Consider the following 24,539-nt stretch of genomic DNA (forward strand, 5'->3'; position numbering starts at 1 on the left):
GCCGCCAACAGGCCGTGACAAGACGGCTATCAGCCGCTTCGTCACCCCAAGTGGCCGGTAATGGGGCCACCGTTGGCCGGATCGTCCGCCTCCGCACTGAGCCGCGGGGCACCCGCCGTGCGTATTCAAGCCCGCGGGGGCCGGATGTGCGGTCGCCGTACCGGCACGTCAGGATGGTCGCAGGGCCGGGAACGGCGATACTGACGGGCACGGCCGGCACCCCCGACGGCAGTACCCACGCGATCCACAGCATCTTTGAGGAGCAGGCGGTATGAGCACTACAGCCCAGATCGGCGTCACGGGCCTCGCGGTCATGGGCCGCAATCTCGCCCGCAACTTCGCCCGCAACGGCTACACGGTCGCGGTGCACAACCGGACGTCGTCGCGGACGCACGCCCTGGTGGAGGAGTTCGGGCACGAGGGCGAGTTCGTCGCGGCCGAGACCGCCAAGGACTTCGTGGCGGCGCTGGAGCGGCCGCGCCGCCTGGTCATCATGGTCAAGGCGGGCGGCCCGACGGACGCGGTGATCGAGGAGTTCGCGCCGCTGCTGGAGCCCGGCGACATGATCATCGACGGTGGCAACGCGCACTTCGCGGACACCCGCCGCCGGGAGAAGGCGCTGCGCGAACAGGGCATCCACTTCGTCGGCATGGGCGTCTCCGGCGGCGAGGAGGGCGCACTGCACGGGCCGAGCATCATGCCGGGCGGCCCGAAGGAGTCGTACGACTCGCTGGGCCCGATGCTGGAGAAGATCTCCGCGAAGGCGGCGGACGGCGCGCCGTGCGTCACGCACGTCGGCCCCGACGGCGCCGGCCACTTCGTGAAGATGGTGCACAACGGCATCGAGTACGCCGACATGCAGCTGATCGGCGAGGCCTACCAGTTGCTGCGCGATGTCGCCGGGTACGAGCCCGCGCAGATCGCCGAGATCTTCCGCACCTGGAACCGGGGCCGCCTCGACTCCTACCTGATCGAGATCACGGCCGAGGTGCTGTCGCACGTGGACGCGGCGACGGGCAAGCCGTTCGTGGACGTGGTGGTGGACCAGGCCGAGCAGAAGGGCACCGGCCGCTGGACCGTGCAGATCGCGCTGGACCTGGGCGTCCCGGTGTCCGGCATCGCGGAGGCGGTCTTCGCCCGCTCGCTCTCCGGCCACGCGGCGCTGCGGGAGGCGTCGCGCGGGCTGGCCGGACCGAAGGCGTCCCCGCTGAGCGAGGCGGAGGCCGGGGCCTTCGCCGACCGGGTGGAGCAGGCGCTGTACGCCTCGAAGATCGTGTCGTACACGCAGGGCTTCCACGAGATCGCCGCGGGCAGCGAGGAGTACGACTGGGACATCGACCTCGGTGCGGTCTCCGCGATCTGGCGCGGCGGCTGCATCATCCGCGCGGCCTTCCTGGACCGGATCCGGGCCGCCTACGACGCCCGGCCGGACCTGCCGAGCCTGCTGTCCGACGAGACGTTCGCGCGGGAGATCGCCGACGCCCAGGACGACTGGCGCGAGGTGCTGATCGCCGCGACCCGCCAGGGTGTGCCCACCCCCGGTTTCGCGGCCGCCCTCGCCTACTACGACGCCCTGCGCGCCGAGCGCCTGCCCGCCGCCCTCACCCAGGGCCAGCGGGACTTCTTCGGCGCCCACACCTACCGCCGCGTCGACCGCGACGGCTCCTTCCACACGCTGTGGGGCGGGGACCGCGCGGAGGTGACGGCCTAGCCGGCGAGCAGGTCCGCGGACGGGGGGACGCCGCGCCGGGCCTGTCGTGCGCGCGGTGAATCCCCGCGGTGGGAGAGGAGACGGTGGGCGCCCGCCCGTCAGGTGGGCGCCCACCGTCTGCTTGTCCGGGGGCCGGGCGGCCGGAGGTCCGAGCGGCCGGAGGATCCGGGGGTCCAGGCGACCCGGGGGTCCGGCTGCCGAGTGGGTTCGCGTACCAGGGCGGCCGGGGGTTCGCGCGATCGTTCGCACGTCTGATTGTTCGCGTCTCCCGGGGATGTGCCCCTGCCCGCCCGTGGGCCTCCCACCCGCGGGACCCACGCCGGTGGGCCTCACGCCCGCCTCAGGTGAGGGGCGGGCCCGGCTCCGGACTCGGCACGGGTTCCGGCCCCGGCGGGATCGGGGACGGGGAGGGTTCCGGCGGCGGGCCGGGGTGGGGGCCCGGAGGCGGCGTCGGTACGGGGCCCGGGGGCGGACCGGGAGGTGCGGGCGGCTCCGGCACCGGAGACGGCTCCGGCGGCGGGACCGGGTGCGGGGGTTCCGGCTCCGGGCCGGGCGCGGGCCCCGGTCCGGGTCCCGGAGTGGGCCCGGGCGGTACGGGGTCGGGGTACGGGTTCGTCATGGCGTCCTCCGGCAGTCGGTCGACGTCGGCTCTGGACTACTCCCCCCCTACCCGACACCCGCGCCCCCAGTCACCCGGCGGCGCGACCGCCGGGACCCGGGTGGCCGCAACCGGCCACCCCGCCCCACGCCGCCCGCGCCGCCGCCGCGAGTCCCGGGCCGGTTGCGGCGAGGACCGGGACCGGAGTCGTCGCCGCCTGCCGTGCCGCGGCCATGGAGACCTGGGCGAGGACGATCACATCCGCGTCCGCTGCCGTGACGGCGTCCACCGCCGCGGCGACCTCACGGACGTACCCGTCGCCGTCGCCCGCCTCGAAGCGGACCCAGGCGCCGTCGGCGAGACGGGTCCGCACCGTGACGGGACGCCCGGCGCGGCGGGCCTCCTCCTCGATCAGCGCGACGGTCGGAGCGAGGGTGCTCGCCACCGTGGCGACGACCACGACCCGCGGGCCCGCCGCCACCGCCGCGGCCGCCATCGGACGGTCGACGCGGAGCACCGGGACACCCGCCCCGGCGCCGACCGCCTCCGCGACGCCGCCGAGGGTCGAGCAGGTGCACAGCACCGCCCGCGCCCCGTCGGCGACGGCGCGGCCGATCAGCTCGCGGACCGCGCCCGCCACCGCGTCGGGTCCGTCCCGGCGGGCCCTCGCGAGCAGGTCCTCGTCGACGAAGTGCCGCAGTTCCAGAGCCGGATGGGCCTGGTCGCGCAGGGCGTCGAAGACGGGCACGTGCACCGGGGAGGTGTGCAGCAGGGCGAGCACCGTCAGCCCGCCGGCACGGCCTGGGGGCTGCGCTCCTGGTCGGTGCCCGGCACCGGCGCCGACGGGTCGGCACCCAGCTCCACGATCCGGTTGTCGCCGTCCACGTGGACCACCCGGGGCTTCAGCGTCCGCGCCTCGGCGTCCGTCACCTGGGCGTAGCTGATGAGGATCACCAGGTCACCGGGGTGGACGAGGTGCGCGGCCGCGCCGTTGATGCCGATGACCCCGGACCCGCGCTCGCCCTCGATGACGTACGTCTCCAGGCGGGCGCCGTTGGTGATGTCGACGATGTGGACCAGCTCACCGGGCAGCAGATCGGCCGCGTCGAGCAGATCGGCGTCGATCGTCACCGATCCCACATAGTGCAGGTCGGCCTGGGTGACGGTGGCGCGGTGGATCTTGGACTTGAACATGGTACGCAGCAATTTGGACTCCTGGAAGACGGCTCCCCGCCGGCTTTCTGCAGGTCAGGGGCGCCCTTCACTGTACAACGGCAGGTCTTCGACTCGAAGACTTTTCCGGAACATCGTGCGCCGTGGGGCGCAGGCTTCCCACGCGCGCGATCTGCGCGAAGGAGGCTGCCGCGAAGCCGTCAACCGGGAGCACGTACGGAAGACTGCACTGGACCGATGCTGGTGGGATGCCCTGCGGACCGGCACACCGCGTCATTCCGAGTCATTCCGAAGGAATGCGGAACTCGAATTCGGGACGGTCCCACATCACGGCGGGCGGGTTGGCGAGCGCGGTCCCGCTCCGCACTGCACCGACGCGGTGGTAGAAGCCCTTCGCGGGAAGATGGGACACGACCTTGACACGGTCGAGCCCGGCGGCACGGGCCTCGGACCGCATGTGCGCGACGAGCAGACGTCCAATGCCCCGTCCCTGCGCGTCGTCGGCGACGAACAGCAGGTCGAGCTCCGGCGGGGAGAGGACGAGGGAGTAGAACCCCAGGACCCGGCCTCCGGGCTCGTCGGCGCCGACGGCTACGAAAGCACGATGGGCCTCGATGTAATCGGGACCGACCCGGTAGCCCGCGACGGCGGCCGCGTACTTGCCCTCGTAGGCGCCTGAGCCACGCACGAGCCGCGTAAGCCGCTTGGCATCCCGCGCGACGGCCCTCCGTATCGTGACCGGCTGGCTGATCGGGGAAGGGCGTGGACTCATCGAGGGAGTATGTCGCACCAGGGGATGCCTTCGTGCGGCGGGTCGTGTCGCAGACCGGTGCCGTCCTCGGCGTACAGCGCGAGGACTGCCCACGCAGGCGCTCGTGGCCGTAGGTCCAGGCAAGGCAAGGCAAGGCAAGCGGACACCGACGGGCCGAATGCTGACCATTTGCTGATCTGGAGGCGGCGACCAGCGCCCCGACCTGCGGAAACAGTTTCCGCCCCGATTTCATGGAACGGAGAAACCAGCAGGTGAGCGGCTCACCGGCACGGCACGGCCGTCGGGGAATGCAGGCTGGAACTCACCGTACGAGTCAGCCCGGCCGGCTGATTCGAGAGGGGTTGTCGAACCGACGAGCACGCGCAGGAGGCCCTGTGGCCGCCGTTGTACGTGGCGGGTCCGTTTCGGCTACCCGGGTGCCGCGTCAACCGTCACCCTGCTCGATGTCCAGATGGATCGGACCTCGAAGAACGGCGCTGGGCCGGTACGGCGGCGGGTCGGCGACCAGCCTGGGGCGGTCGAGCCGGCGTACCAGCTCGGTCAGAGCGATCTGGGTTTCCCGCCGGGCCAGCGGGCCGCCGAAACACAGGTGGATGCCGCTGCCGAACCCCAGGTGCTGGTTGTCATGCCGATCCGGGTCGAAGTGGTCCGGATCGTGGAAGCGCTTCGGATCGCGGCTGCCTGAGGCCAGCATGAGCATGATCTGCGAGCCCTGAGGGATGACGGTGTCGGCGACGGTGACGTCGCTGTACGCCACCCGCCAGGGAATGATGTGCACGGGGGGCTCGTAGCGCAGCAGTTCCTCGACCAGCGGCACGACGAGGTCCGGTTCGTCGCGCAGTCGCCGCAGCACTTGCGGGTGGCGGAGCAGCGTCAGCATGCCGTTGCTGATGAGGTTGACGATGGTCTCATGGCCGGCGATGAGGAGCAGTCTGGCGGTGGCGACGATTTCGGCGTCGGCCATCCGACCGTCGGGCCCGTCGTCGTTGGCCAGCCGTGACAGCAGGCCGTCTCCCGGCCGGCCGTGGCTCTGTTCCACCAGCTCGCCGAGGCACTGGCGCAAGTCCTTGCGGGCCTGTAGGCCCCTGTCCAGTTTCTCCTTCGGGTCGGTCTCGGGGTTGTAGTCGACCGAGTTCATCAGATCGCTCACCCAGCGGTGGACATTCGGTTCGTCCTCGCGTGGCACGCCGAGCAAGCGACAGCTCACGGTCACGGGGAACGGGAAGGCGAAATCATCGACGATGTCGATCTGCTCCTTGCCCACCAAATCGTCGATCAGGCTGCCGACGGTGGCGGTCAGGAAGCCTTCGAGTCCGGTCACCAGCCCAGGGGTGTGCGGGGGGCCGAAGTGACGCATCGCCATACGCCGCAGGCGATCGTGCTCGGGCGGGTCCATGTGGATGAACGACGACGTGGCCGCTTCCTCGGCTGGGGGCATCGGACGCGACAGATTGCGCAGGTCGGAACTCAGATGCGGGTCATTCAGCAGGTCCGTGATCTCACGATGGGTGCTGATGACGTAGCTGCCGTCCTCCTGCCGAGCCACCGGCGTCTTGCGCAACTCGGCATACAGCGGGTAGGGGTCGGCCCGGGCGGAATAGTCGAAGATCCGTTCCAGCGTGCCAGGCGTCCCGGTCGTGGTCCTCTGGCCTTCCTCCCGCCGATGCTGGTGCACGGCCGTGGCGCGGCGCTCACCCGGGTCATGCCCTGTGACGACCACCGTGGCACTCTGCGCGAGCAGGGCGGGGCCGGGGAAGTCGACGGGCACGGGTCTCATGTCGGCCGGCTGGTCCGGCGTGGGGCAGGGAGGCGGGAAAGGTGCGGCCGTCTCGATCAGCCTTCGGTAGTGGTCCAGCCACTTGCCGTTGTCGAAGCTCACCGCAGCCGTGACGCGGCCCCGATAGCCGTATGCGGTGACGAAACGGTGGTCGTCCAGCGATCCCTGGGCGACGACCACCTCGTCGGCGAAGGTCGGCACGCCGACGGACTTGATGTTGACGCCGAACTGGATCGACCAGAACAGCGGGATGGACAGGTGGGGCCGGCGGTCCGCCTGGGCGCTGACCATGTTGTGCGCCGCGACCTCTGCCTGCTCGACGGCGTTGGCCCAGTGCTCCAGTGAGATGAACCGGTTTTCGTAGATGGGGTTCGGGCAACGTGCCACGTCTCCCGCGGCGAAGACGTCGTCGGTGACGCGGCCGTTGATGTCGAGGGCGCGGCAGTGCGTGTCGCAGGTGACTCCCCATACGCCCGCCGCCAGTCCCGACTCCCGCAGCCACTCGGTGTTGCGGATGCTCCCGAGTGCCACCACCGCCACATCGGCGTCGACCGTACTGCCGTCCTCGAAGTGAGCACGGCGAAACCGTCCCTGCGCGTCGCCCTCCAGCCGGGCGACCTTGACACCGCACCGGAGGTCGACACCGTGAGCGCGCTGCATGTCGGCCGCAACCTCACCGATCACGGCGCCGAGCGCCCCCGCCAGCGGGGCCGGCGCGAGTTCGGCGACGGTCACCGGGATGTCCCGCTCGCGGCAGACGGAGGCGATCTCGGAGCCGGTGAATCCCGCACCGATGACCAGCACCCGGGAGGGCCCGGCGGCGAGGGCCCGCTGCAGGCTCTCGGCATGCTCGCGTGTACGTACGACGAACACTCCGTCCAGGGCCGCCTCGGACTCGACGAACCACGGGCGGGCCCGTGCCCCGGTGGAGATCAGCACCCGGTCGAAGGGAATCTCGCGTCCGTCGGCGAGACGCACGTGGTTCGTCGCGAGGTCCAGCCCGCCGGCGGGCACGCCCAGCAGCCACTCCGCGTCGATGCCACGACGGCGGGGCAAAGGGGTGCCCCCGGCCGGCACCCACCCGGTCAGTACTTGCTTGGACAGGGGAGGCCGGTCGTAGGCCTCACCCGACTCGTCACCGATCATGGTCAACGATCCGGTGAAACCCTCGTCGCGCAGGGTCTCCGCGGCCCGCAGCCCCGCCAGCGAAGCCCCGACGACCACGATGCGGCCGTCGCGCTTGAACGCACGCAGGTTGTCGGCACCGGTCATGACGGCGACGCCTCCGCCGGTGCGTGCCGCGCCTCCGACTGGTCGACCAGGATCGCCTGGACCGGGCAGGCCGCAGCGGCGCGTAGCACCTGGTCGCGCTGGGCGTCGTCGGGGTTCGGGTCGTACAGGAGCGCTTCCTCACCGTGCATCCGGAACGCCTCCGGAGCCAGGAACGCGCACTGCGCATACCCCGCACATCGGGAAAGATCAACGACGACTTTCATCCCGACCTCCACAGGGAGTGGGAACTGCGGACCCTCAAGCCGGCACCGCTCCGGCGCGCAGGAAGGATCCGGCCGCTGCCCACCCCTGCGAAGGGCGGGAGGTGCACCGTGCGCGTCGGGTAGGCATGGAGAAAATTGATGACCGCGGCTCAGGCGATCGGCGCCTGACTAGGGACGTATCCCTGGTGTGGCTGCGCTCCGGTGACGCCAGCACCGCTCTCTTGGATTGCCGTTTCGGCGGAAACCGTGTGGCTCGGTACGCCGGAAGAACGTCACGAAATCAGCGTAACAGCGGCATCGATACCGGCGAGTCCGATGGCCCGGGACACGAACGCCTGACATCCAACATCGACATCAACGACGCTGGACAGCGGCGTGCCGTGGTGCAACGGAGCACGGCGGGCAACGCCTGCCTCGGCGAGCCTGTCGACCTCGCGTGCACAGTAACGTGATCAAATAGGGCATGGCATCGTCCTGGACTGGTAATCGGGTACGCCTGCGCGCTGTCGAGCCCGACGACTGGACGGCGTTCGCGCGTTTCGCCGACGATGACGGGCCGCGAGGGGGCCGGCTGGATCTGCCGAGGTCTGCCGAGAGCTACCGTGCCTGGGCGCGGGAGCAGGCCGTTGCCGAGTGCGATGACGACCGCTTCCGGTTGGCGGTCGAAGCGACGGCCACGGGAGAGCTGGTCGGTACCGTCGGCTCACATCGCACCGGCCCTCGCTCAGGCTGGTTCGAGTTCGACATCACCATCAGCGCCGACCACCGGCGCAAGGGCTACGCGACCGAAGCCGTGGTGCTGCTGCTGCGCTTCATGTTCGCCGAGCGGCGCTATCACAAATGCCTGGCGGCGGTCTTGGCCCCCAACGAGGCATCGCTGGCACTTTTTCGTGGGCTCGGCTTCACCGAGGAGGGGCGCTTGCGGGAACACGTCTTCTTCGCCGGTCGGCACCACGACCTCGTCATGATGGGCATGCTCGTCAACGAGTTCGACCGGCGACACACGATGAGCGAACCATGAGCCGGTGATCCGAGCGCGTGTGGAGTCGCACTCGGGCTTGATCGACGTTCGTCGTTCGCGGGTGGGGGCGGCCTGCCACCGAAAGCAGGACTGCCCTCAGCCGCGCGAGGTGGCACGCAGGTGCAGGCCGGCGGTTGCGAGACCTTCGAAGGTGGTGACCCGGTAGCCGGGTTCCCCGCCGGGGGGCTCGTTCAAGTGGTAGCGGCGGGCTGTCTGCGCGGTCATGAGTGTGAGCATGGCCATGGCCAGAGCGGCTCCCTCGCAGGCGTGGGGCCCGGTACCGAAGCCGAGGAAGACCCCGGGTTTCGCCGACGAGCCCGAATCGTCGAGCCAGCGTTCGGGCCGGAACCGGTCCGGTTCGGGGTGTTCCCGTGCGTCGCGGTGGGCGGTGTAGGGGCAGACGAGAACGGTGGATCCGGCGTCGATGGTGTAGTCGGCGAGCTGAGTCCGTCGCGGGGCGCGCCGGCTGAGCAGCCAGCTCGGGGGATGCAGTCGGAGCACTTCGCGTACCAGCGCCTGGGTGTATCGCAGGTCGTCGAGGTGGGTGCTGGTCGTCGTGGCCGGGTCGGCGGGCAGCAGGGCGGCTTCGGCCGCGACGCGGTCCGCGGCCTGGGGGTATCGGGCCAGGTGGAGCAGGATCCATCCGGCTGCCCGGGAGGGTGTCTCGAAGGTGGCGACGGTGATTCCGGGGAGGGTGTCGAGGATGACTTCTTCCGACAGTGGGCCGTAGCGGGAGGAGGGCCGGAGCATCTGTCCCAGCACGTCGTCACCGAGCTCGCCCGATGAACGGCGTCGGCGCACGATGGGCCGCAGAGCGTTGGTGAAGGCGACCTGCCGCCGTGTGCGGAACCGCCGTGCCGGTGTGGGGACCCAGCGCGGCCACACCCAGTGCGAGGGTCGTACGAGCACCTCCCGGGCCACGAAGAGTTGCCAGGCGAAGGGCAGCAGGGCGGGAGCGTCTTCGGAGAAGAGGTAGCGCACGCCGATCTCCGCCAGGACGGGCCGGACCAGGGGCAGAATCTCGACGTCCCGGCCCGTGGGCCACTGATCGGCGAATCGAGCGGTCCCGGGCGCGATCTCACCGATCCGGGCCGCAACCGCCTGCGGGCGAAATCCGCGCATGCGGGCAGCGCGAGCGTGCGCCCGCTCCTCGGGCATCGGCACTGCGCCGGCCCGCTTCAACGGCGGGAAGAGGGGCGAGGACGGCTTGGGGAAGTCCTGCGCGCGGCGCAGGACCGCTTCACACACCCCGGCCGTAGCGGTTACGTAGACACCCGGCTCCAGCTGCCAGACGTCCCCGCACTCGTCAGCGCCACGGCGCGCCAGTGCCAGCCGGTCGCGGCTCCAGGCCGCGAAGCTGCCTCCGGGCAACCGCGGCGGCTCGTTCACTCGGCCCATGGGATCGCCCCTGACTTCTCGTACCAGTCAGGCCGGCCGATGTCGTCGGCAGCGCGGCCAGGAGCCGGCGGGAGCCCGGGGGCACCCGCCGTACGTCTGGTCACACCCTGGCGTCGCCGGTGTGCGTGCCCCAGTCGTGGGCCCCGTACGCACCGTAGTTGCGGGTGAAGGACAACTTGGCGAGCAGCTTGGCGATCATGAGGCACTCCTCTCGCTTGCCTTCAGCACCATGTGCCGTACGTTCACCTTTTCACACTTGGCGCATATATTGCATTTTAGGACATCTGCCGTACACATGGATGCAAGGCGCGTGCTTGCGGGCCGGCCCCCAGCCGGCCGACGTCGCCCCGGTGCCGGCCGTCAGTGCCGCCCCCGGCCGCGAGGTGTGGCGGCGCCTGAGGCGTGGCACGTGATCAGCCGTCCCCGCGCTCGGCCTTGTCGCCCCGAGGAGCGCCGGCCCGAGTGGACGCAGAGCGTGGCGGGCCGGTGATCAGGTAGCCGACGAGCGCGGCCACGGCGCCGACGGCCTCGGCGATCGCGCTGGCGGTCTTGCTCGGCCCCCAGAACGGCTCGTACATGTTTGGCAGCGGACCGAGCGTGCCCACGTTCACGAACTGATAGAGCAGCACGGCACCCAGGGCGGAAACGGACACCAGGAAGGCGAACGCCCACACCGGCCGCCGGCGACCGAGGAGCAGGACCAGCAGCGCGGCCAGGGACGCCACGGCGGCTTCGAGGCGGAACAACGTGCCCTGGCTGATCTGCTGCCCGACCCGGTCGTACGGAGCGGCGAGGCTGGCGTGCACATAGGCGTTCACGGCCAGTGCGGCCGCGGTCACCACTTGGAGCAGCACGCGCACGACCGTGCGCCTGCTGATGGCGGTGCGGTGCGGGCGGCCGCCGGGCCCGGGAGCCATCGCTACTGCCCGGTCGCGGTCGCGGCGGCGCTGCCGGGGAGCGGTGACGCCGGGCCGTGCCCGCCGACCTGGAGGTGGGTGTCCATGCTGAGTTCCCGGTGTCGATGAAGCACCCCAGTTCGTAGGTGCCGGCCTGGAGGGTGACGGTGAGCCGCGCCTGGCGGCACTTCACTCCGTCGCGGGCGGGGCGCGGAGATCCGAAGCAGTGCACGGCCGTGTTTGGCCGGCCTCTCTTCCGCGACAAGACTGGCCCACGTTCCGGGCCGCGCCAACGCCGACACTCTCCGTGGGCGGGCCATCACCCGATCGGGCCGCCGCGGCCACCCTCGGCAGTGAAAGGGCCGCAGCCCGGACCACGGCGAGTGACCGGGCGGCCTGATGCGGAAACGGTCGCGTCATTCGGCCGGGGCACCGAGTACCGCCCACACCGCGCGCGACACCCGCTCCGGGGTCGCCCCGGGCGCCGGCGCGGGCAGGAGGACATGGCTGAGGGTCAGCCGCACCGCCAGGTCGGCCGCTTCGGCCCGCCGGTCCTCCTCGACGTCGGGCACCACCTCGCTCAGCCATCCGGCGAGCAGCCGCCACGCACTGGAGTAGACCGGCTCGGGCCTGCTGGTGAGGAACGGCAGCAAGGCATCCGTACCGCCGCGTGTCGCAGCCAGTACCGCGTGAATGAAAGGGTTGTCACCCGCCTCCGCCAGCACGTGGGCCACCGCCGCCTCCAGTGCGGAGCGCGGGTCGTCCTGGTGTTCCTCGAGCACCACGGCGAGCCCGAGCAGGAACGCCTCCGTCTCGCGCTGCACCAGCGCCCGGCCGATGCCCGCCCGGTCGCCGAATTCCTTGTAGATGGAGGGTCTGGACACCTCTGCGCGCAGTGCCAGGTCCGCCACCCGGACCTTGTCCCAGCCGCCCTCCGCCGCGAGCGCCCTGGCCTCCGACAGCACCCGTTCACGCATCTGTTTGCGCCAGGCCACTCGCGGTGGATCGGGCGGTCCTTGCGGACCCGGGGAGCGACGATCAAGAGACACAGACATGAGGCAAGTCTGCCAGCAGTGAAATGACGGTCAGTCAGAATATTTACTCGGCGCCTCCTTTGTCAGCGGCGGCAGGACCTGGCACCGTCAGTGGCCCTCCATACGCGCTTTCACCGGCTTTCTGCGTGACCGGCGAGAGCGCGCCCGAGCAGCGCCCTGAGGGAGTCCTGATGCAGTCAGTGCCGAACGACGCCCACCCCTGGCAGGACCGCAAACGCCCACTGTGGCTGCTCGCACTCGCGGTACCGACCCTTCCCTTCCAGGCCGGAGCACTGGCCTCCGTCACCGGCGTCGGCGCGTTCTGGTGGTGGGGACCTTTCTTCGCGTTCGTGTTGGTCCCCCTGTTCGACCTGGTGACCGGCCTCGACAGCAACGCCAATCCTCCGGAGGAGGTGATGGCGGCCCTCGAGGCCGACCGTTACTACCGCTGGTGCACCTACCTCTATCCGCCCCTGCAGTACGGCGCTCTGACATGGGCGTGCGGCGAGTGGAGCGCCGGGCACCTGTCCGTCGCCGACAGCCTGGGACTGGCGGTGACCACGGGCGTGGTGGCCGGGGTGGCGATCAACACCGCGCACGAACTCGGCCACAAGCGCGAGGAGCTGGCACGGCGGCTGAGCCGTCTGGCACTCGCCCAGAGCTGCTACGGGCACTTCTACGTCGAGCACAACCACGGCCACCACATCCGGGTGGCCACTCCCGAGGACCCCGCCAGCAGCCGCATGGGCGAGGACTACTACCGGTTCCTGCTCCGGTCCGTGTGGGGCAGTCTCCGCTCCGCCTGGCACCTGGAACAGCGCCGGCTCAGCCGGCGGAAGCGGCCGGTCCTCAGCGCACACAACGAGGTCCTGACCGCCTGGTCTCTTTCGGCGGTACTTTTCACCACGCTCACAGCGGCGTTCGGCCTGCGGGTCCTGCCCTACCTGCTGCTGCAGGCCGTGCTCGGCTTCTGCCTGCTGGAGGCGGTCAACTACCTGGAGCACTACGGTCTCCTGCGGCAGCGCCGACCGGACGGCCGCTACGAGCGAGTGGCCCCCCGGCACAGCTGGAACAGCAACAACACCGTCAGCAATCTGTTCCTCTTCCAGCTCCAGCGCCACTCGGACCACCACGCCAACCCGCTGCGCCGCTACCAGACACTGCGCCACTTCGACGAGGCGCCGCAACTGCCCTCCGGCTACGCATCGATGATCGTGCTCGCCCTGCTCCCGCCCCTGTGGCGGCGGGTGATGGACCCGCGGCTGAAGGGGCACTATGACGGTGACCTTTCCCGGGCCAACCTCCATCCGCGCCTGCGTCACCGCCTCATCGCGCGGAAGAACGCGGACGCCGCACAAGCCGAGTCCATTTAGGAGAAGCGACAACCGGCTTTTGCCTGGGCCCGCACAGGACCCGGGGGCGGCGCCGACGCCGCCCGGCCGCGATCCGTCCGTCAGCGCCGCGCTGCTCCGACCCGCCCGTCGGCGCGGTGCTCCGACCCGCCCGTCGGCGCGGTGGCCACGGCGTTAGGCTCGGCGACGTCGACTGTGATCACCCCGATACGGTCGCCCGCGGGAAGGAAGAAACGGACAGTATGGCCACTGGCGCAATGGCGGACAGGATCCGTCACAAGCTGGGCGACCTCAGCCCCGCCGAACGCAAGGTCGGACGCGTCCTGCTGGCCGCCTACCCGTCCGCCGGTTTCGAGACCGTGGCCACCATCGCCCAGCGCGCGCACGTCAGCGCGCCGACCGTGCTGCGGTTCGTGTCCCGCTTCGGCTTCCGCGGGTTCCCCGAGTTCCAGGCGGCCCTGCGCGCCGAGCTGGAGGAGCGCAACGCCTCACCGTTGTCGCTGTACGACACTCCCGGCTACGGCCGCCCGGTCGACGAGGGAGCCGATCAAGGGAGCTTGCTCAGCAGGGTGGGCCGTATCTTCCCGAGCGAGGTAGCCAGCACCCTGGCGGAACTCCCTCCGCACGACCTCGACCAGGCGGTTCGCCTGCTCGCCGACCCCAAGCTGCGCGTCACCCTGGTCGGCGGCCGCTTCACGCACCTGCTCGCGCGGTACCTCGGCCTGCACCTGATGCAATTGCGCGAGGGCGTGAGGTTCCTGCCCGACCGTGCCGTGGAACGCACCGCGGCCCTGGCCGCGCTCGGCCGCCGCGACCTTCTGGTGCTCTTCGACTACCGGCGCTACGAGGACGACAAGGTCGCGATGGCCGAACTCGCCCGGGAGCGGGGCGGGAAGACTCTGCTGTTCACCGACACCTGGCTCTCCCCGGTGGCCGGGCGGGCGGACGTCGCGCTGCCGTGCCGGGTGACCGCGCCCTCCCCCTACGACAGTCTCGTGCCGACCCTCGCCGTCATCGAGACGGTCGTGGCCGGAGTCGTCGAGTCCCTGGGCGAGGAGGCCCACGACCACCTGCGCCGGGCCGAGGACGTCGCCCAGCGCATCGGACTGATCTGAGCGACGCCTGCCCGGCACTCCGAGTCCACCTCCGGTGCGAGGCCGCACCGAGGCTCTGCCGGGAGCCGCGGTGGCCGTCCCGAGCGCCGGCCTCTCGTCAGGAGCGGAGGGGCTGCCGTCCGGCCGCCGCGGGAGCGGATTCGCGGTGGAGGAAGGCGTCGAGGAGGTCGCCGACGGGGTGGTCGGCCTCGGCGGGGTGACGCAGGGCGACCGTGGGATCGACGGTGTAGCGGTTGCGGCGGCCGACGCGGGCGCGGGTGAGGTATCCGGCGGCTTCGAGATCGGCGACGATCAACTGCACGGCGCGTTCGGTGATGCCGATGGCGTTGGCGATGTCGCGCAGGCGGACATCGGGGTCACGGGCGACGTGCAGGAGCACGCGGGCGTGGTTCGTCAAGAACGTCCACTGGGTGGCGCGGGCGGCGGGAGACGTGCTCATGTACTCACATCGTACGAAGCAGAATTCGCATGTCCAGACTCAGGCGAAGAAGTATTGACGAAAATATTTTCGCGTAATAGTTGACGGGTCTCCACGGGCCAAGTAACCCTATAAGGGACAAAAGCACCCAGAACAGCGGAAAGGGTGTTCATCGTGGCCCCTCAGCCCCTCCCCCGAACCGCCGCCGTCACCAGCCCCGTCAGGCCACTGTCCCTGCCACGCCCGGTGACCGCCCTGTTGACCGGCTCCGTCCAGGACATCGCCGTCGTCGACACCGCGGTGCGGCTCGCAGCCCCCCGTCGGGCGCCACTGCTGCTGATCGCCGCGCTTCCCGATCACGCCCAGTCGCCCACCAGCGCGAAGGCGGACGCGATTGCCGCCCGCGTGGTGCTGGGACGGGTGTTGCCACGAGTACGCGACGCGGGGCTCGAACACATCTCCGTCGCCCACCGGAACACGCTGCGGGGGACCCGCCTGCGGGCGGCCGGGGCCGTGCTGGACGTGGCCGCCCGCCACCAGTCCTCTGTGGTCGCGGCCGCGACCCGGGGCCCCGCCGGGCTGGACGCCCACACCCTGACCGAGGCATCGGCCCTGCGCTGCGGACCGTTCGTGCACTCCGTCACTCGTGCCGAGGTCGGCCCGTTGCCGCCTGTGCGACTCCGGCCGACCCTCACCCGCGAAGGGGCACCCACTCCGAGCGCGGGCAGTACGTCGTCATGGACGGGCTGACGACGCTCACCCCGTGGTGGCTGCCGACGGCGGCTCACCGTGTCGTCGGCGGGCTGTGCGTCGCCTTCGCCCTCCGCCCCTCGCCTGCGTTCCGTTGCGCGGGCCGACTCCCCTGGATGCACGGCGCACCCGGGACTGGGCAGGGCGCGTGTCCTCGCCGCCTGACCGAGAAGGCCGATGAATCATGAACGACCTGTCGTTCGCCGTCCCGTTGTGGGTGTGGGGCGCGGTCACCCTGGTGATCGCCGCGATGCTCGCCGCCGACCTGATCGCACACCGCGACAACCATGTCATCGGCTTCAGGGAAGCGGCGGTCTGGAGCGCCCTCTGGATCGCCGTCGGTCTGGCCTTCGGCCTCGTCCTGCTGATGTGGCAGGGCAGCGAGGTCTCCTCCACCTACTACGCCGGGTACCTGATCGAGAAGGCGCTGTCCATCGACAACGTCTTCGTCTTCGCGCTGGTCTTCTCCTTCTTCCGCGTTCCCGACGCCTACCAGCACAAGGTCCTCTTCTGGGGGATCGTCGGGGCACTCGCCGCACGGCTGGTGTTCATCTTCGTCGGCGCCGAGCTGCTCCGGCTGTTCTTCTGGACCGCCTACCTCTTCGGCGCCTTCCTGATCTGGACCGGCTACAAGATGGCAGTCTCCAAGGACGAGGAGGTCCACCCCGACCGCAACGTCCTGGTCCGCCTGGTCAAGAAGGTCATCCCCACCGACCCGGAGTTCCACGGCGGCCGGTTCTTCGCCCGGATCGACGGACGCCGGACCGCGACCCTGCTGTTCGTGGCGCTGGTCGCGATCGAGGCCACCGACCTCGTGTTCGCCGTCGACTCCGTCGCCGCGGTCCTCGCCATCACCACCAACACCTTCCTGGTCTGGACAGCCAACGCCTTCGCCGTGCTCGGCCTGCGCAGTCTGTACTTCTGCCTGGCCGGGCTACTGCGACGCTTCTCCTACCTGCACTACGGGCTCGCCGTGCTGCTGGTCTTCGCCGGCGTCAAGCTCATCCTGTCCGAGACGCCGGTCGGCAAGCTGCCCATACCGCTGACCCTGGGCGTCATCACCGTCACGATCGCCCTGTCCATCGCCTGGTCCCTCCTCGCCACACGCGGCGAGGACAAGCGCGGTGCGGGACCCGGTGACATGAGCGGCACCGCTCCTGCCTCCGCTCCATCCCATCGGCCCGGCACCGGATCCGGCATCGGTGAGAGGCGAGCGCCCCACGACGGCAGCTCGTGACACCCCGGAACGCCCGACGCGAACCGGCTCCATCGGCCCCGCGGGCGGACGGCGGGCCGCGGACCCGTGGCGCTCAGGAAGGACGCCCTCGGGCGGCGCCCGGCGCGGCCTCGGTCACGGCCGCGGCGTGGCAGGCGACTCGACGCGGAGGCGCCGGTGGAGGGGACGAAGGAATCCGGCGGGATCAGTCACAGGCCGCCTCGACGAGCCGGCGAGCGAGGTCCTCGGTGCGACGGGCCGGGCCTCCCGGGCCGAGGACCGCGGCAGTGGCGTAGGCGCCGTTGAGGACGAGCAGGAGTTCGTCGGCGAGCTGCTCGGGGTCCGAGGCCCCGGCGTCCACCGCGAGCTCGCGCATCCAGTCGCGGACCTGCTGCTTGTGGGTGACCGCGACCTGGTTGGCGGTGTGCTCCGGGTCGGGGAACTCGGTGTGGGTGTTGAGCATGGGGCAGCCGCGGAAAGTGGGCAGCTGAGTGTTCTCGGTGACGACCGCGAAGATCGCGAGCAACTTCTCCCGTGGGTCGTCCAACCGGTCGGCGGCCTCCCGCATCCGCTCGAACCAGGCATCGGCGCGGTCCTGGACGTACGCGGTGGCGAGGGCGTCCTTGGTGGGGAACTGCCGGTAGACGGTGGCGTTGCCGACTCCGCTCGCCTTCACCACGCAGTCCATACCCACCGCACGGATGCCGTGGCGGTAGTACAGGCCGGTCGCCACGTCCAGGACGTGACGCCGGTTCTCCTCCGCCGTCCTGCGTGCCATGTTCCGCCTCCCTGCGGTTCCCTCGGGCAGCCGGTGCGGATCGCCGCGCCGCGCGTCCGCTCGGCCCCTTCTCCGCTTCCCGACCCTTTCGAGACCCAGTTTGACAGACGGATCGTTCCGTCACAAACTCAGTGACGGAACGATCCGTCACATCTTGCGGAGCGGTTCCTTCTGTCGCAGCTCCCTCTCGCCCGAACGGAATGAACACCCATGAGCACTGTCCACAACCTTTCCGGCCGGCACGTGGTCGTCGTCGGCGGTACGTCCGGGATCGGCCTGGCCGTGGCCGAGCACGCCGCCGCGGCGGGTGCCCGCGTCACCGTGGCCGCCCGCACGCCCGGCCGCGCGCCCGCGCTGCCCGCCGGGGTCACGGCCGAGCAGGTGGACCTGACGTCGACCGACTCGGTCGAGGCCCTGTTCGACCGAGTCGGCACCTTCGACCACCTGGTGCTGTCCGCCGGGCCCGGCGCCATGGGCAGCGTGCGGGAGCTGGCGTCCACCGACGCGCGGACGTTCATGGACATCAAGTTCTGGGGCTACTACGACGCCGTGCGCGCCGCGGCGGACCGGATCGCCGAGGACGGCTCGATCACCCTGCTCGGCGGCGGTGCCAGCCGCAAGCACGCACCGGGGCGTCCGATGATGGCGGCGATCAACGCCGCGATCGAGGCGTTCGGCAAGGCCAACGCCATCGATCTGGCCCCGGTCCGGGTCAACGTCATCGCCCCCGGCCTGGTCGACACCCCCGCCTACGCCGCCCTGCCCGACGAGATGCGCCAGGGCATGCTCGCCGGTTACGCCGCCTCCGTCCCGGCGGGCCGGGCCGGGCTCCCGGAGGACGTCGCCTCCGCGGCGCTGTTCCTGATGACCAACACCTACGTCACCGGAACCGTGATCGACATCGACGGCGGCGTGCAGGTCAGCTGACCCCGCACCCCGGAGGCGCGACGACCGTGCCCCGCCTCCGGGCCGCATCGAGTAAGGAACTCGCACGTCATGAGCGGCACCGCCTAGCGCCGGGACCAGCCGTGCACGCCCTGCAACCCGTTCTCGCAGTCGACGTCCTCCTGATGCTCGCCGCCTGCGCGCTCAGCCTGAGACTGCGCCGCCCCACGGCCGCCTGACCACCACCGTCACCGACCACCCGTCACAAGAACCCGCCAAGAGAAGGAAACACTCCATGTCCTCCATCAAGACCGCCGTCATCGGCTCCGGCGACATCGGCCGCACCCTCGCCACCCGATTCACCCAGGCCGGACACACCGTCACCTTCGGCGCCCGCGACCCGCGCAAGCAGGAACTGGTCGACCTCGCGGGGCGGATCGGCGCCCGGGTCACCGGGATCGACGACGCCATCGACTCCTCCGACGTGATCGTGTGGGCGATCAACGGCGCCGCCATGGCCGACGCGATCCCCGCGCACGGCAGCCGTCTGGACGGCAAGACCGTCGTCGACGCCACCAACAACATCGGCGCCGTGTCCCTCAACAGCCTCGACCTGGTCCACCGGTACGCGCCGAGCGCACGCCTGTACCGCGCCTTCAACAGCCTCGGCTGGGAGAACTTCGCCGATCCCCGCTTCGGGGACACCACCGGCGACATGCTGTACAGCGGCCCCACCGGTGACTCCCAGCAGACCGTCGAGACCCTCATCGAGGCCACGGGCCTGCGTCCCCTCCGCGTCGGCGACAACGACAAGATCAAGATCGTGGACGACTTCGTCGCCCTCTGGTTCACCCTCGCCTTCGAGCGCGGCATGGGCCGCGACCTCGGCTTCAAGATCCTCACCCGCTGACCCTGTCCTCAAGCCGCGAGCCCCTCACCGGGTTGCCTCGTGCCGTCATCGGCGCGGCTCACCCGGTGCTGTCCGACCGATCACGAGAAGGACCCCACACCATGGCCACACTGCTCCACCTCGACTCCGCGCTGTACCCGGAGGGCTCCGCCTCCCGCGACGTCACCGCCGCCTTCCGCCGGGAGTGGGAGAGCCAGCACCCCGACGGCACGGTGATCTACCGGGACCTCGCCGCCGAACCGCTGCCCCACCTGGACCTGCGGGGCGCGATCGCCGGCTTCTCCGACCCCGCCGTCCACACTCCCGAGCAGGCCGCCGCCTACGCGCTGCGCGACCAGCTGGCCACAGAGCTGGAACAGGCCGACGCCCTCCTCATCGGCGCCCCCATGTACAACCTGACGATTTCCTCCACCCTCAAGGCGTGGCTGGAACAGGCGCTCATCATGGGCCGCACGGGCGGCGACAACCCCTCAGCCGCCGGCACCCCGGCCGTGGTCGTCGCCAGCCGGGGCGGCTCCTACGCACCGGGCACCCCGCGGGACGGCCTCGACTTCGTCGTCCCCTACCTGGAGAAGGTGCTGACCGTCGGGATGGGCCTGGAGGTGGAGTTCATCGTCCCGGAGCTCACCCTGGCCCATGCCGACCCCGCCATGGCCCACCTGGTCGACCTCGCCGAGGCCTCCCGCACCAAGGCGCTCGAGGACTCGGTCGCCAAGGCCAAGGCGCTCGCCGCCCGCTTCGCCTGATCCCACGCCCCCGTGTGCCTGCCCCGGTGCCGGGCCCCGGCCGGCACCGGGGCTGCGCGCGCAGCAGCTCAGCCTCCTTCCGGGCCGGCGGGCCGGGCTCCTCGGCCGGTCGTGTCAGACGAGTCCGACACGAGCGGCCGTGCTCTCGCTGTGCCGCATGTGACGGAGGCCGTCGTCGCCGAGCGCGGTGATCACACCGGCGACGACCGTCTCGACCACGGCGAGTGTGGGGACCAGACTGTCGTACGGCGACGGGGCGGTGACCCGGCTCGGCAGGACGACGTGCGCGTGTGCGCCGGCGGGCGAGAGCCAGGTGTCCGTGAAGACGACGACCTTGCCGCCGTTGTCCTTCGTGAGCTGGGCGATGGCGAGCTTGTCGTGCTCGTAGCGCCGGTAGTCGAAGACCACCACCACGTCGCGGCGCGTGAGCTGGGCCAGCGCGGCGGTGCGCTCGACGTCGCGTTCGGGCAGGAAGCGGACATCGTCGCGCAACTGCATGAGGTGCAGGCCGAGGTACTGGGCGATGAGATGGGTGAAGCGGCCGCCCACCAGGGTGACTCTCTTCTTGGGGTCGGCCAGAAGGGCTATGGCGCTCTCCAGGTCCGCCGCCGGGGTTTCGGCGAGTGTTTGCGCGACGGCACCGGTGAACAGCCTGCCGCTGCGCGTCATGAGCCCGGCCGGTGAACCGTCGGACGCGTTCTCCTCCACGGCCTCGTACAGGGAGAGGGGGGAGGCGTTGCGTTCCTCGAGTTCGGCGCGCAGGGCCGCCTGGAAGTCGGGGAAGCCCTGGTATCCGAGGCGGCTGACGAAACGGAGGACGGTGGGAGCGCTGACGGCGGCTCGTTCGGCGAGGGTGGCGACGGTCTCGAAGCCGCTGGACGGGTAGGCGGCCAGCAGCGCCCGGGCGACTTTGCGTTCAGCAGGGCTCAGATCGCCGAGCCTGAGGCGGATGTCGTCGGCGAGGGTGCCGGGGGCCATGGCGGTGTCCTTTCAGGGGTGCGGCACGTCGGGGTCCGGCTGCCGGTGGGGACGGGCCGTGGTTGCCGGGTGGCGGCCCGTCCCTCGCTCCCCCGGTGCCTCCGCCGGGCCGGCGTCACTGGGGTGCGACGGCGATCCACATGCCGATCAGCGTCTGCGCGGTACTGCCGTCGCTCGTCCAGGCCGAGAAGCCGGGTCTCTTCGCGAAGGTGACCCGGAAACGCGGGCCGCTTTCGTAGGTGGTGGCCGTGGCGGTGGCCTGTGCGCCGGTGGAGGCGAGCGCGCGGGCCGTGGTGCGGAAGGAGTACGGCAGGCCGGCGGGGTCGGCCGTCGAGCGGAAGACGTCCCCGTTCGCGGGTACGGGAGCCGTGGAGCCCGGAAGGAGCGGGTGCTTGCCGCTCGCGGGCAGGGGTCGGCGGTGCAGGGCGTCATAGCGGTCGCCGTCGGTGAGATAGGTGTAGCGCGCCCCGCTCAGGTTCCATCCCGCGCGACCGTCGCGAACGCGGGCGCCCCGCAGGTCGAGGACCGCGACACCGTTGGTTCCGAGGACGGTCACGTCCTCGCGTCTCGTCCCCGGGTGGTCGACGACCAGGGCCGTGTTCTCGTCGAGGGCGTAGACGCGGTCGTGGCCGGTGTCGGCGGCGAGGCGCAGCGCACGGCCTTCGCGTCCCTCGGTCCCCGTGTGGGTGTCGACGAGGCCGGAGCGCAGGAAGCCGAAGCCTCCCCCGGGCAGGTAGCCGAGCCGGGCCGGGTCCTCGAAGTAGCCCGGTGTGCTGCCGTCCCTCAGCGCCCGGTAGGAGTCGCCGCCGGTGACCATGTCGGGGCCGGAGGCGATCTGGGCGCCGGCGGAGGAGCCGGCGACGACGGCACCCCGGGCGAGTTTGGCCCGTATGGCGGCCAGGACCTTGCTGTCGGTGTGCGCGCTGCCGTGGAGCAGGGTGGTGACGTACCGGTACTGGTCGCCCCCGCCGAAGAAGAACCCGGTCATCGAGTCGACCTGGGCGACGACGGAGTCCGAGTCCGCGTTGTCGATGTGGTCCAGGTCGATCGGTATCCACTGCGCGTCGGCGGCGCCGTACTTCCTGAACAGTGAGGCGTAGTAGGCGCCGTTGCAGGCGGAGTTGCTGCACTTGTCGGGGTCGCCGGCGTCGGGGTCCTGGCTCTCGGGTACCGATGCCGCGGTGAGGACGCCGATGCGGGCTCCGGGTCCCCCCGCCCGCTTGATGATCTCGTCGTAGACCTCGGCGTTGTCCTCCTTGAGGCCGCCGCCGACGAGGACCAGTGACCCGCCGGTCGCGGCGGCGCGGGGTGCGGCCTGGGCGGACGGCACGGCGATGACGGCGAGGGCCACGGCAGTGGCGCACGCGTACGCGAGCGCGCGGCGGGACGGCCTTGCGGAAACGGTCATGGCGGCTGCTCCGGAGAGAGTGAGGGTGAGGACGGTTGCCGTGCGGGAAAACGGGCGGCGGGGCCCCGGCGGCTGGCTGATCGGCGCACGGGTCCCCCGGAGCGGTACGTGCCCGGGAGACCCGCTGCCGTCATTCAGCCTCGCGGCCGGCCGCGCCCAGGACGGCGACGAGCGCCGCCAGGAGAGCGACCCGCTGGGGAACGCTGCCGGTGTCCAGCCATTCCTGCGGGGTGTGGTCGGCGCCGCCGACGGGGCCGAGTCCGTCGAGGACCGGCACGCCCGTCCCGGCGATGAGATTCGCGTCGCCGACGCCTCCCGTAGCGGTGACGCCGATGTGGAATCCGAGGGCCGCTGCCGACCTGCTCGCTTCCTCGAACATCCGGCGGGCGGCGGGAGTGTCCTCCATCGGCGGGCACAGGTCGAGCCGTTCCACGTGCACGCTGGTACCCGGTACGGCCGGATCACGGGCGATCTCCTCGATGGCCCGCTCCGCGCGCCGGAGTCCGGCGAGGGTCGCCGCGCGTACTTCGAGGTGGAGTTCGGCCTCGGCGCAGACGATGTTGGGACGAGTGCCGGCGCGCACGACGCCGACGTTGACGGTGACCTCGTCCCAGCGGCCGTTGAGCGCCTGGAGGGCGACGACGAGGTGGGCGGCGGCGAGGGCGGCGTTGGCGCCCCGGTGGGGCTCGATCCCGGCGTGGGCGGCGCGACCGGTGACCGTCAGCCGGAAGTCGGCGACGCCTTTGCGGGCGATGACCAGGTCCCCGTTCTCGCGGGCGCCTTCGAGGCCCAGGCCGTAATGCACGCCGTCGGCGGCGTCCTCGGTGACCGCCCGGCTGGCCGGGGACCCGATCTCTTCGTCGGGGGTGGCGAGAAAGACGAGTTCGGCGTACTCGTCGACGCCGGCCTGGGCGAGGATGTCCAGGGCGGTCAGCCCCGCGACCAGGCCGCCCTTGTCGTCGCACACACCCGGGCCGTAGGCGGTGGAGCCCTCCAGGGAGAAGGGCCGTGCGGCGGCGGTCCCGTCCTCGAAGACCGTGTCCATGTGCGCGGCGAGCAGGATCCTCCGCCCGCCTTCCGCCTCGGTGAGCCGCCCCTGCTTGCGGGCGACGAGGGCGTCACCCGTGCGGCGGCCACGGACGTCGGGCAGGGGGACGCGGCGGACGCGGAACCCCAGGCGGGCGAGTCTGGCCTGCACCCGGTCGGCGACCCGGTCGACGCCGTCGGGGCTGTGCGAGCCGGAGTCGATCGCGACGAGTTCGGCGAGTTCGGACAGGTACCCGCCGAGGTGTGCGCGGGCCAGGGACATCAGCTCGTCGATGCGGGGCCGCTGCCTCGGGGGGGCGCTCACAGGACCTTGGACAGGAACGCGCGGGTGCGCTCCTGCTCCGGTTCGACCAGGACCTCGCGGGGGTCGCCGGCCTCGACGACGACCCCCTCGTCCATGAAGACCGCGGTGTCGCCCACTTCGCGGGCGAAGCCGATCTCGTGGGTGACCACGACCATCGTCATGCCGTCGGCGGCGAGGCGGCGCATCACGTCCAGCACGTCGCCGACCAGTTCGGGATCCAGAGCGGAGGTCGGTTCGTCGAAGAGCATCAGTTTCGGCTTCATGGCCAACGCCCTCGCGATGGCGACGCGCTGCTGCTGGCCGCCGGAGAGCTGGGCGGGGTAATGACCCGCGCGGTCGCCGAGTCCCACCTGCTGCAGGAGGTGGTGCGCCTGTTCCCGTGCTTCGGTCCTGGAAACGCCGGCCACCTTGGTGGGGGCCTCGACGACGTTCTCGAGCGCGGTCATGTGCGGGAAGAGGTTGAAGCGCTGGAAGACCATCCCGATGTCACGGCGCCTTTCGGCGACTTCCCGCTCGCGCAACTCGTGCAGTCTGCTGCCCTGCTGGCGGTAGCCGACGAGCTCACCGTCGACGGTCAGCTTGCCGCCGTCGACCTTCTCGAGGTGGTTGATGCAGCGCAGGAAGGTCGACTTCCCGGAGCCGGAGGGTCCGAGCAGGCAGCAGACCTGGCCCCGCTCGACGGTCAGGTCGATGCCCTTGAGGACCTCGAGCCTCCCGAACCGCTTGCGCACTCCCTCGGCCAGCACCATGGGGGCT

23 protein-coding genes and 1 pseudogene are annotated in these 24,539 nt (G+C 71.1%); 9 read left to right on the forward strand and 15 right to left on the reverse strand.

From position 1 onward, the window contains the following. The first annotated feature begins 271 nt into the window (after positions 1-271). On the forward strand, positions 272-1,711 hold the full coding sequence (gene gndA / locus ACIPM1_RS09895; RefSeq protein ID WP_356182785.1) for an NADP-dependent phosphogluconate dehydrogenase: 1,440 nt from the start codon (positions 272-274) through the stop codon (positions 1,709-1,711). A gap of 689 nt (positions 1,712-2,400) precedes the next feature. On the opposite strand, the gene ACIPM1_RS09900 is transcribed toward gndA, so the two are convergent. From ACIPM1_RS09900 to ACIPM1_RS09925, 6 genes and pseudogenes are all read right to left on the reverse strand, one after another. Further along, positions 2,401-3,090 (reverse strand): aspartate/glutamate racemase family protein, encoded by a 690-nt coding sequence (locus tag ACIPM1_RS09900; RefSeq protein WP_402431426.1) that lies wholly within the window; start codon positions 3,088-3,090, stop codon positions 2,401-2,403. A gap of 2 nt (positions 3,091-3,092) precedes the next feature. Then, positions 3,093-3,515: an aspartate 1-decarboxylase gene (gene panD / locus ACIPM1_RS09905; protein WP_402431429.1), complete on the reverse strand. Its 423-nt coding sequence runs from the start codon at positions 3,513-3,515 to the stop codon at positions 3,093-3,095. A 250-nt stretch (positions 3,516-3,765) separates the two neighbouring features. After that, on the reverse strand, positions 3,766-4,254 hold the full coding sequence (locus tag ACIPM1_RS09910) for a GNAT family N-acetyltransferase (protein ID WP_402431432.1): 489 nt from the start codon (positions 4,252-4,254) through the stop codon (positions 3,766-3,768). Positions 4,255-4,678: 424 nt separating this feature from the next. Then, a complete protein-coding gene (locus tag ACIPM1_RS09915) occupies positions 4,679-5,692 on the reverse strand; it encodes a cytochrome P450 (RefSeq protein WP_402431867.1) in 1,014 nt (337 codons plus the stop codon). A gap of 234 nt (positions 5,693-5,926) precedes the next feature. Further along, a pseudogene (locus ACIPM1_RS09920) lies at positions 5,927-7,303 on the reverse strand (NAD(P)/FAD-dependent oxidoreductase); the annotation flags it as partial. Continuing rightward, entirely contained in the window at positions 7,300-7,527 is a 228-nt protein-coding gene (locus ACIPM1_RS09925; RefSeq protein ID WP_402431435.1) for a ferredoxin, read from the reverse strand. The gene ACIPM1_RS09925 and the pseudogene ACIPM1_RS09920, both read right to left, overlap by 4 nt. 463 nt (positions 7,528-7,990) lie before the next feature. Between ACIPM1_RS09925 and ACIPM1_RS09930 the strand changes: the two genes are divergently transcribed. Further along, positions 7,991-8,548 carry a GNAT family N-acetyltransferase gene (locus ACIPM1_RS09930; protein WP_402431438.1) on the forward strand — a complete coding sequence of 186 codons (558 nt, stop codon included), beginning with the start codon at positions 7,991-7,993 and terminating at the stop codon, positions 8,546-8,548. Between the two features lie 96 nt (positions 8,549-8,644). Here ACIPM1_RS09930 and ACIPM1_RS09935 read toward each other — a convergent pair whose 3' ends face one another. From ACIPM1_RS09935 to ACIPM1_RS09945, 3 genes are all read right to left on the reverse strand, one after another. Next, positions 8,645-9,946, reverse strand: coding sequence for a cytochrome P450 (locus tag ACIPM1_RS09935; protein ID WP_402431441.1), 1,302 nt, complete (start codon positions 9,944-9,946; stop codon positions 8,645-8,647). A gap of 413 nt (positions 9,947-10,359) precedes the next feature. Continuing rightward, positions 10,360-10,863 carry a hypothetical protein gene (locus ACIPM1_RS09940; RefSeq protein WP_402431444.1) on the reverse strand — a complete coding sequence of 168 codons (504 nt, stop codon included), beginning with the start codon at positions 10,861-10,863 and terminating at the stop codon, positions 10,360-10,362. A 395-nt stretch (positions 10,864-11,258) separates the two neighbouring features. Beyond that, positions 11,259-11,837: a TetR family transcriptional regulator gene (locus tag ACIPM1_RS09945; RefSeq protein WP_402431447.1), complete on the reverse strand. Its 579-nt coding sequence runs from the start codon at positions 11,835-11,837 to the stop codon at positions 11,259-11,261. A gap of 230 nt (positions 11,838-12,067) precedes the next feature. On the opposite strand from ACIPM1_RS09945, the gene ACIPM1_RS09950 reads away from it, so the two are divergent. After that, positions 12,068-13,249 (forward strand): alkane 1-monooxygenase, encoded by a 1,182-nt coding sequence (locus ACIPM1_RS09950; protein ID WP_402431450.1) that lies wholly within the window; start codon positions 12,068-12,070, stop codon positions 13,247-13,249. 221 nt (positions 13,250-13,470) lie between these two features. Then, a complete protein-coding gene (locus ACIPM1_RS09955; protein WP_402431453.1) occupies positions 13,471-14,343 on the forward strand; it encodes a MurR/RpiR family transcriptional regulator in 873 nt (290 codons plus the stop codon). A 97-nt stretch (positions 14,344-14,440) separates the two neighbouring features. Here ACIPM1_RS09955 and ACIPM1_RS09960 read toward each other — a convergent pair whose 3' ends face one another. Then, a complete protein-coding gene (locus ACIPM1_RS09960) occupies positions 14,441-14,782 on the reverse strand; it encodes a helix-turn-helix transcriptional regulator (RefSeq protein ID WP_402431456.1) in 342 nt (113 codons plus the stop codon). 153 nt (positions 14,783-14,935) lie between these two features. On the opposite strand from ACIPM1_RS09960, the gene ACIPM1_RS09965 reads away from it, so the two are divergent. Continuing rightward, complete coding sequence (locus ACIPM1_RS09965; protein WP_402431459.1) at positions 14,936-15,511, forward strand: universal stress protein; 576 nt, start codon at positions 14,936-14,938, stop codon at positions 15,509-15,511. Positions 15,512-15,695: 184 nt separating this feature from the next. Beyond that, a complete protein-coding gene (locus tag ACIPM1_RS09970) occupies positions 15,696-16,748 on the forward strand; it encodes a TerC family protein (protein WP_402431461.1) in 1,053 nt (350 codons plus the stop codon). 184 nt (positions 16,749-16,932) lie between these two features. Here the strand turns inward: ACIPM1_RS09970 and ACIPM1_RS09975 are convergent, their stop codons facing one another. After that, on the reverse strand, positions 16,933-17,505 hold the full coding sequence (locus ACIPM1_RS09975) for a TetR/AcrR family transcriptional regulator (protein WP_402431464.1): 573 nt from the start codon (positions 17,503-17,505) through the stop codon (positions 16,933-16,935). Positions 17,506-17,715: 210 nt separating this feature from the next. Here ACIPM1_RS09975 and ACIPM1_RS09980 point away from each other — a divergent pair, with 210 nt between their 5' ends. From ACIPM1_RS09980 to ACIPM1_RS09990, 3 genes are all read left to right on the forward strand, one after another. Beyond that, the gene (locus tag ACIPM1_RS09980) at positions 17,716-18,432 is read left to right on the forward strand and encodes an SDR family oxidoreductase (protein WP_402431467.1); all 717 of its coding nucleotides are present in this window, start codon (positions 17,716-17,718) and stop codon (positions 18,430-18,432) included. A 193-nt stretch (positions 18,433-18,625) separates the two neighbouring features. Beyond that, positions 18,626-19,300: an NADPH-dependent F420 reductase gene (locus ACIPM1_RS09985; RefSeq protein WP_402431870.1), complete on the forward strand. Its 675-nt coding sequence runs from the start codon at positions 18,626-18,628 to the stop codon at positions 19,298-19,300. Between the two features lie 101 nt (positions 19,301-19,401). Beyond that, positions 19,402-20,046, forward strand: coding sequence for an FMN-dependent NADH-azoreductase (locus ACIPM1_RS09990; RefSeq protein ID WP_402431470.1), 645 nt, complete (start codon positions 19,402-19,404; stop codon positions 20,044-20,046). Positions 20,047-20,160: 114 nt separating this feature from the next. Here ACIPM1_RS09990 and ACIPM1_RS09995 read toward each other — a convergent pair whose 3' ends face one another. From ACIPM1_RS09995 to ACIPM1_RS10010, 4 genes are all read right to left on the reverse strand, one after another. Beyond that, positions 20,161-21,024: a MurR/RpiR family transcriptional regulator gene (locus ACIPM1_RS09995; RefSeq protein WP_402431473.1), complete on the reverse strand. Its 864-nt coding sequence runs from the start codon at positions 21,022-21,024 to the stop codon at positions 20,161-20,163. 115 nt (positions 21,025-21,139) lie between these two features. After that, the gene (locus ACIPM1_RS10000) at positions 21,140-22,432 is read right to left on the reverse strand and encodes a cyanophycinase (RefSeq protein ID WP_402431476.1); all 1,293 of its coding nucleotides are present in this window, start codon (positions 22,430-22,432) and stop codon (positions 21,140-21,142) included. A gap of 130 nt (positions 22,433-22,562) precedes the next feature. Continuing rightward, positions 22,563-23,783 carry a M20 family metallopeptidase gene (locus ACIPM1_RS10005; protein WP_402431479.1) on the reverse strand — a complete coding sequence of 407 codons (1,221 nt, stop codon included), beginning with the start codon at positions 23,781-23,783 and terminating at the stop codon, positions 22,563-22,565. Further along, positions 23,780-24,532 (reverse strand): amino acid ABC transporter ATP-binding protein, encoded by a 753-nt coding sequence (locus ACIPM1_RS10010; RefSeq protein ID WP_402431873.1) that lies wholly within the window; start codon positions 24,530-24,532, stop codon positions 23,780-23,782. The genes ACIPM1_RS10005 and ACIPM1_RS10010 overlap by 4 nt, the downstream gene beginning before the upstream one ends. Positions 24,533-24,539 lie beyond the last annotated feature (7 nt).

The sequence above is a fragment of the Streptomyces sp. NPDC086766 genome, from assembly GCF_044746005.1.
Lineage (GTDB): Bacteria > Actinomycetota > Actinomycetes > Streptomycetales > Streptomycetaceae > Streptomyces.

What these genes read in the sequence shown, in the direction of transcription:
- gndA (WP_356182785.1), top strand. Translation starts at nt 272, where the DNA reads ATGAGCACTACAGCCCAGATCGGCGTCACGGGCCTCGCGGTCATGGGC.
- ACIPM1_RS09910 (WP_402431432.1), bottom strand. Translation starts at nt 4,254, where the DNA reads ATGAGTCCACGCCCTTCCCCGATCAGCCAGCCGGTCACGATACGGAGG.
- ACIPM1_RS09915 (WP_402431867.1), bottom strand. Translation starts at nt 5,692, where the DNA reads ATGCCCCCAGCCGAGGAAGCGGCCACGTCGTCGTTCATCCACATGGAC.
- ACIPM1_RS09925 (WP_402431435.1), bottom strand. Translation starts at nt 7,527, where the DNA reads ATGAAAGTCGTCGTTGATCTTTCCCGATGTGCGGGGTATGCGCAGTGC.
- ACIPM1_RS09930 (WP_402431438.1), top strand. Translation starts at nt 7,991, where the DNA reads ATGGCATCGTCCTGGACTGGTAATCGGGTACGCCTGCGCGCTGTCGAG.
- ACIPM1_RS09935 (WP_402431441.1), bottom strand. Translation starts at nt 9,946, where the DNA reads ATGGGCCGAGTGAACGAGCCGCCGCGGTTGCCCGGAGGCAGCTTCGCG.
- ACIPM1_RS09940 (WP_402431444.1), bottom strand. Translation starts at nt 10,863, where the DNA reads ATGGCTCCCGGGCCCGGCGGCCGCCCGCACCGCACCGCCATCAGCAGG.
- ACIPM1_RS09950 (WP_402431450.1), top strand. Translation starts at nt 12,068, where the DNA reads ATGCAGTCAGTGCCGAACGACGCCCACCCCTGGCAGGACCGCAAACGC.
- ACIPM1_RS09955 (WP_402431453.1), top strand. Translation starts at nt 13,471, where the DNA reads ATGGCCACTGGCGCAATGGCGGACAGGATCCGTCACAAGCTGGGCGAC.
- ACIPM1_RS09960 (WP_402431456.1), bottom strand. Translation starts at nt 14,782, where the DNA reads ATGAGCACGTCTCCCGCCGCCCGCGCCACCCAGTGGACGTTCTTGACG.
- ACIPM1_RS09970 (WP_402431461.1), top strand. Translation starts at nt 15,696, where the DNA reads ATGAACGACCTGTCGTTCGCCGTCCCGTTGTGGGTGTGGGGCGCGGTC.
- ACIPM1_RS09975 (WP_402431464.1), bottom strand. Translation starts at nt 17,505, where the DNA reads ATGGCACGCAGGACGGCGGAGGAGAACCGGCGTCACGTCCTGGACGTG.
- ACIPM1_RS09980 (WP_402431467.1), top strand. Translation starts at nt 17,716, where the DNA reads ATGAGCACTGTCCACAACCTTTCCGGCCGGCACGTGGTCGTCGTCGGC.
- ACIPM1_RS09990 (WP_402431470.1), top strand. Translation starts at nt 19,402, where the DNA reads ATGGCCACACTGCTCCACCTCGACTCCGCGCTGTACCCGGAGGGCTCC.
- ACIPM1_RS09995 (WP_402431473.1), bottom strand. Translation starts at nt 21,024, where the DNA reads ATGGCCCCCGGCACCCTCGCCGACGACATCCGCCTCAGGCTCGGCGAT.
- ACIPM1_RS10000 (WP_402431476.1), bottom strand. Translation starts at nt 22,432, where the DNA reads ATGACCGTTTCCGCAAGGCCGTCCCGCCGCGCGCTCGCGTACGCGTGC.
- ACIPM1_RS10010 (WP_402431873.1), bottom strand. Translation starts at nt 24,532, where the DNA reads ATGGTGCTGGCCGAGGGAGTGCGCAAGCGGTTCGGGAGGCTCGAGGTC.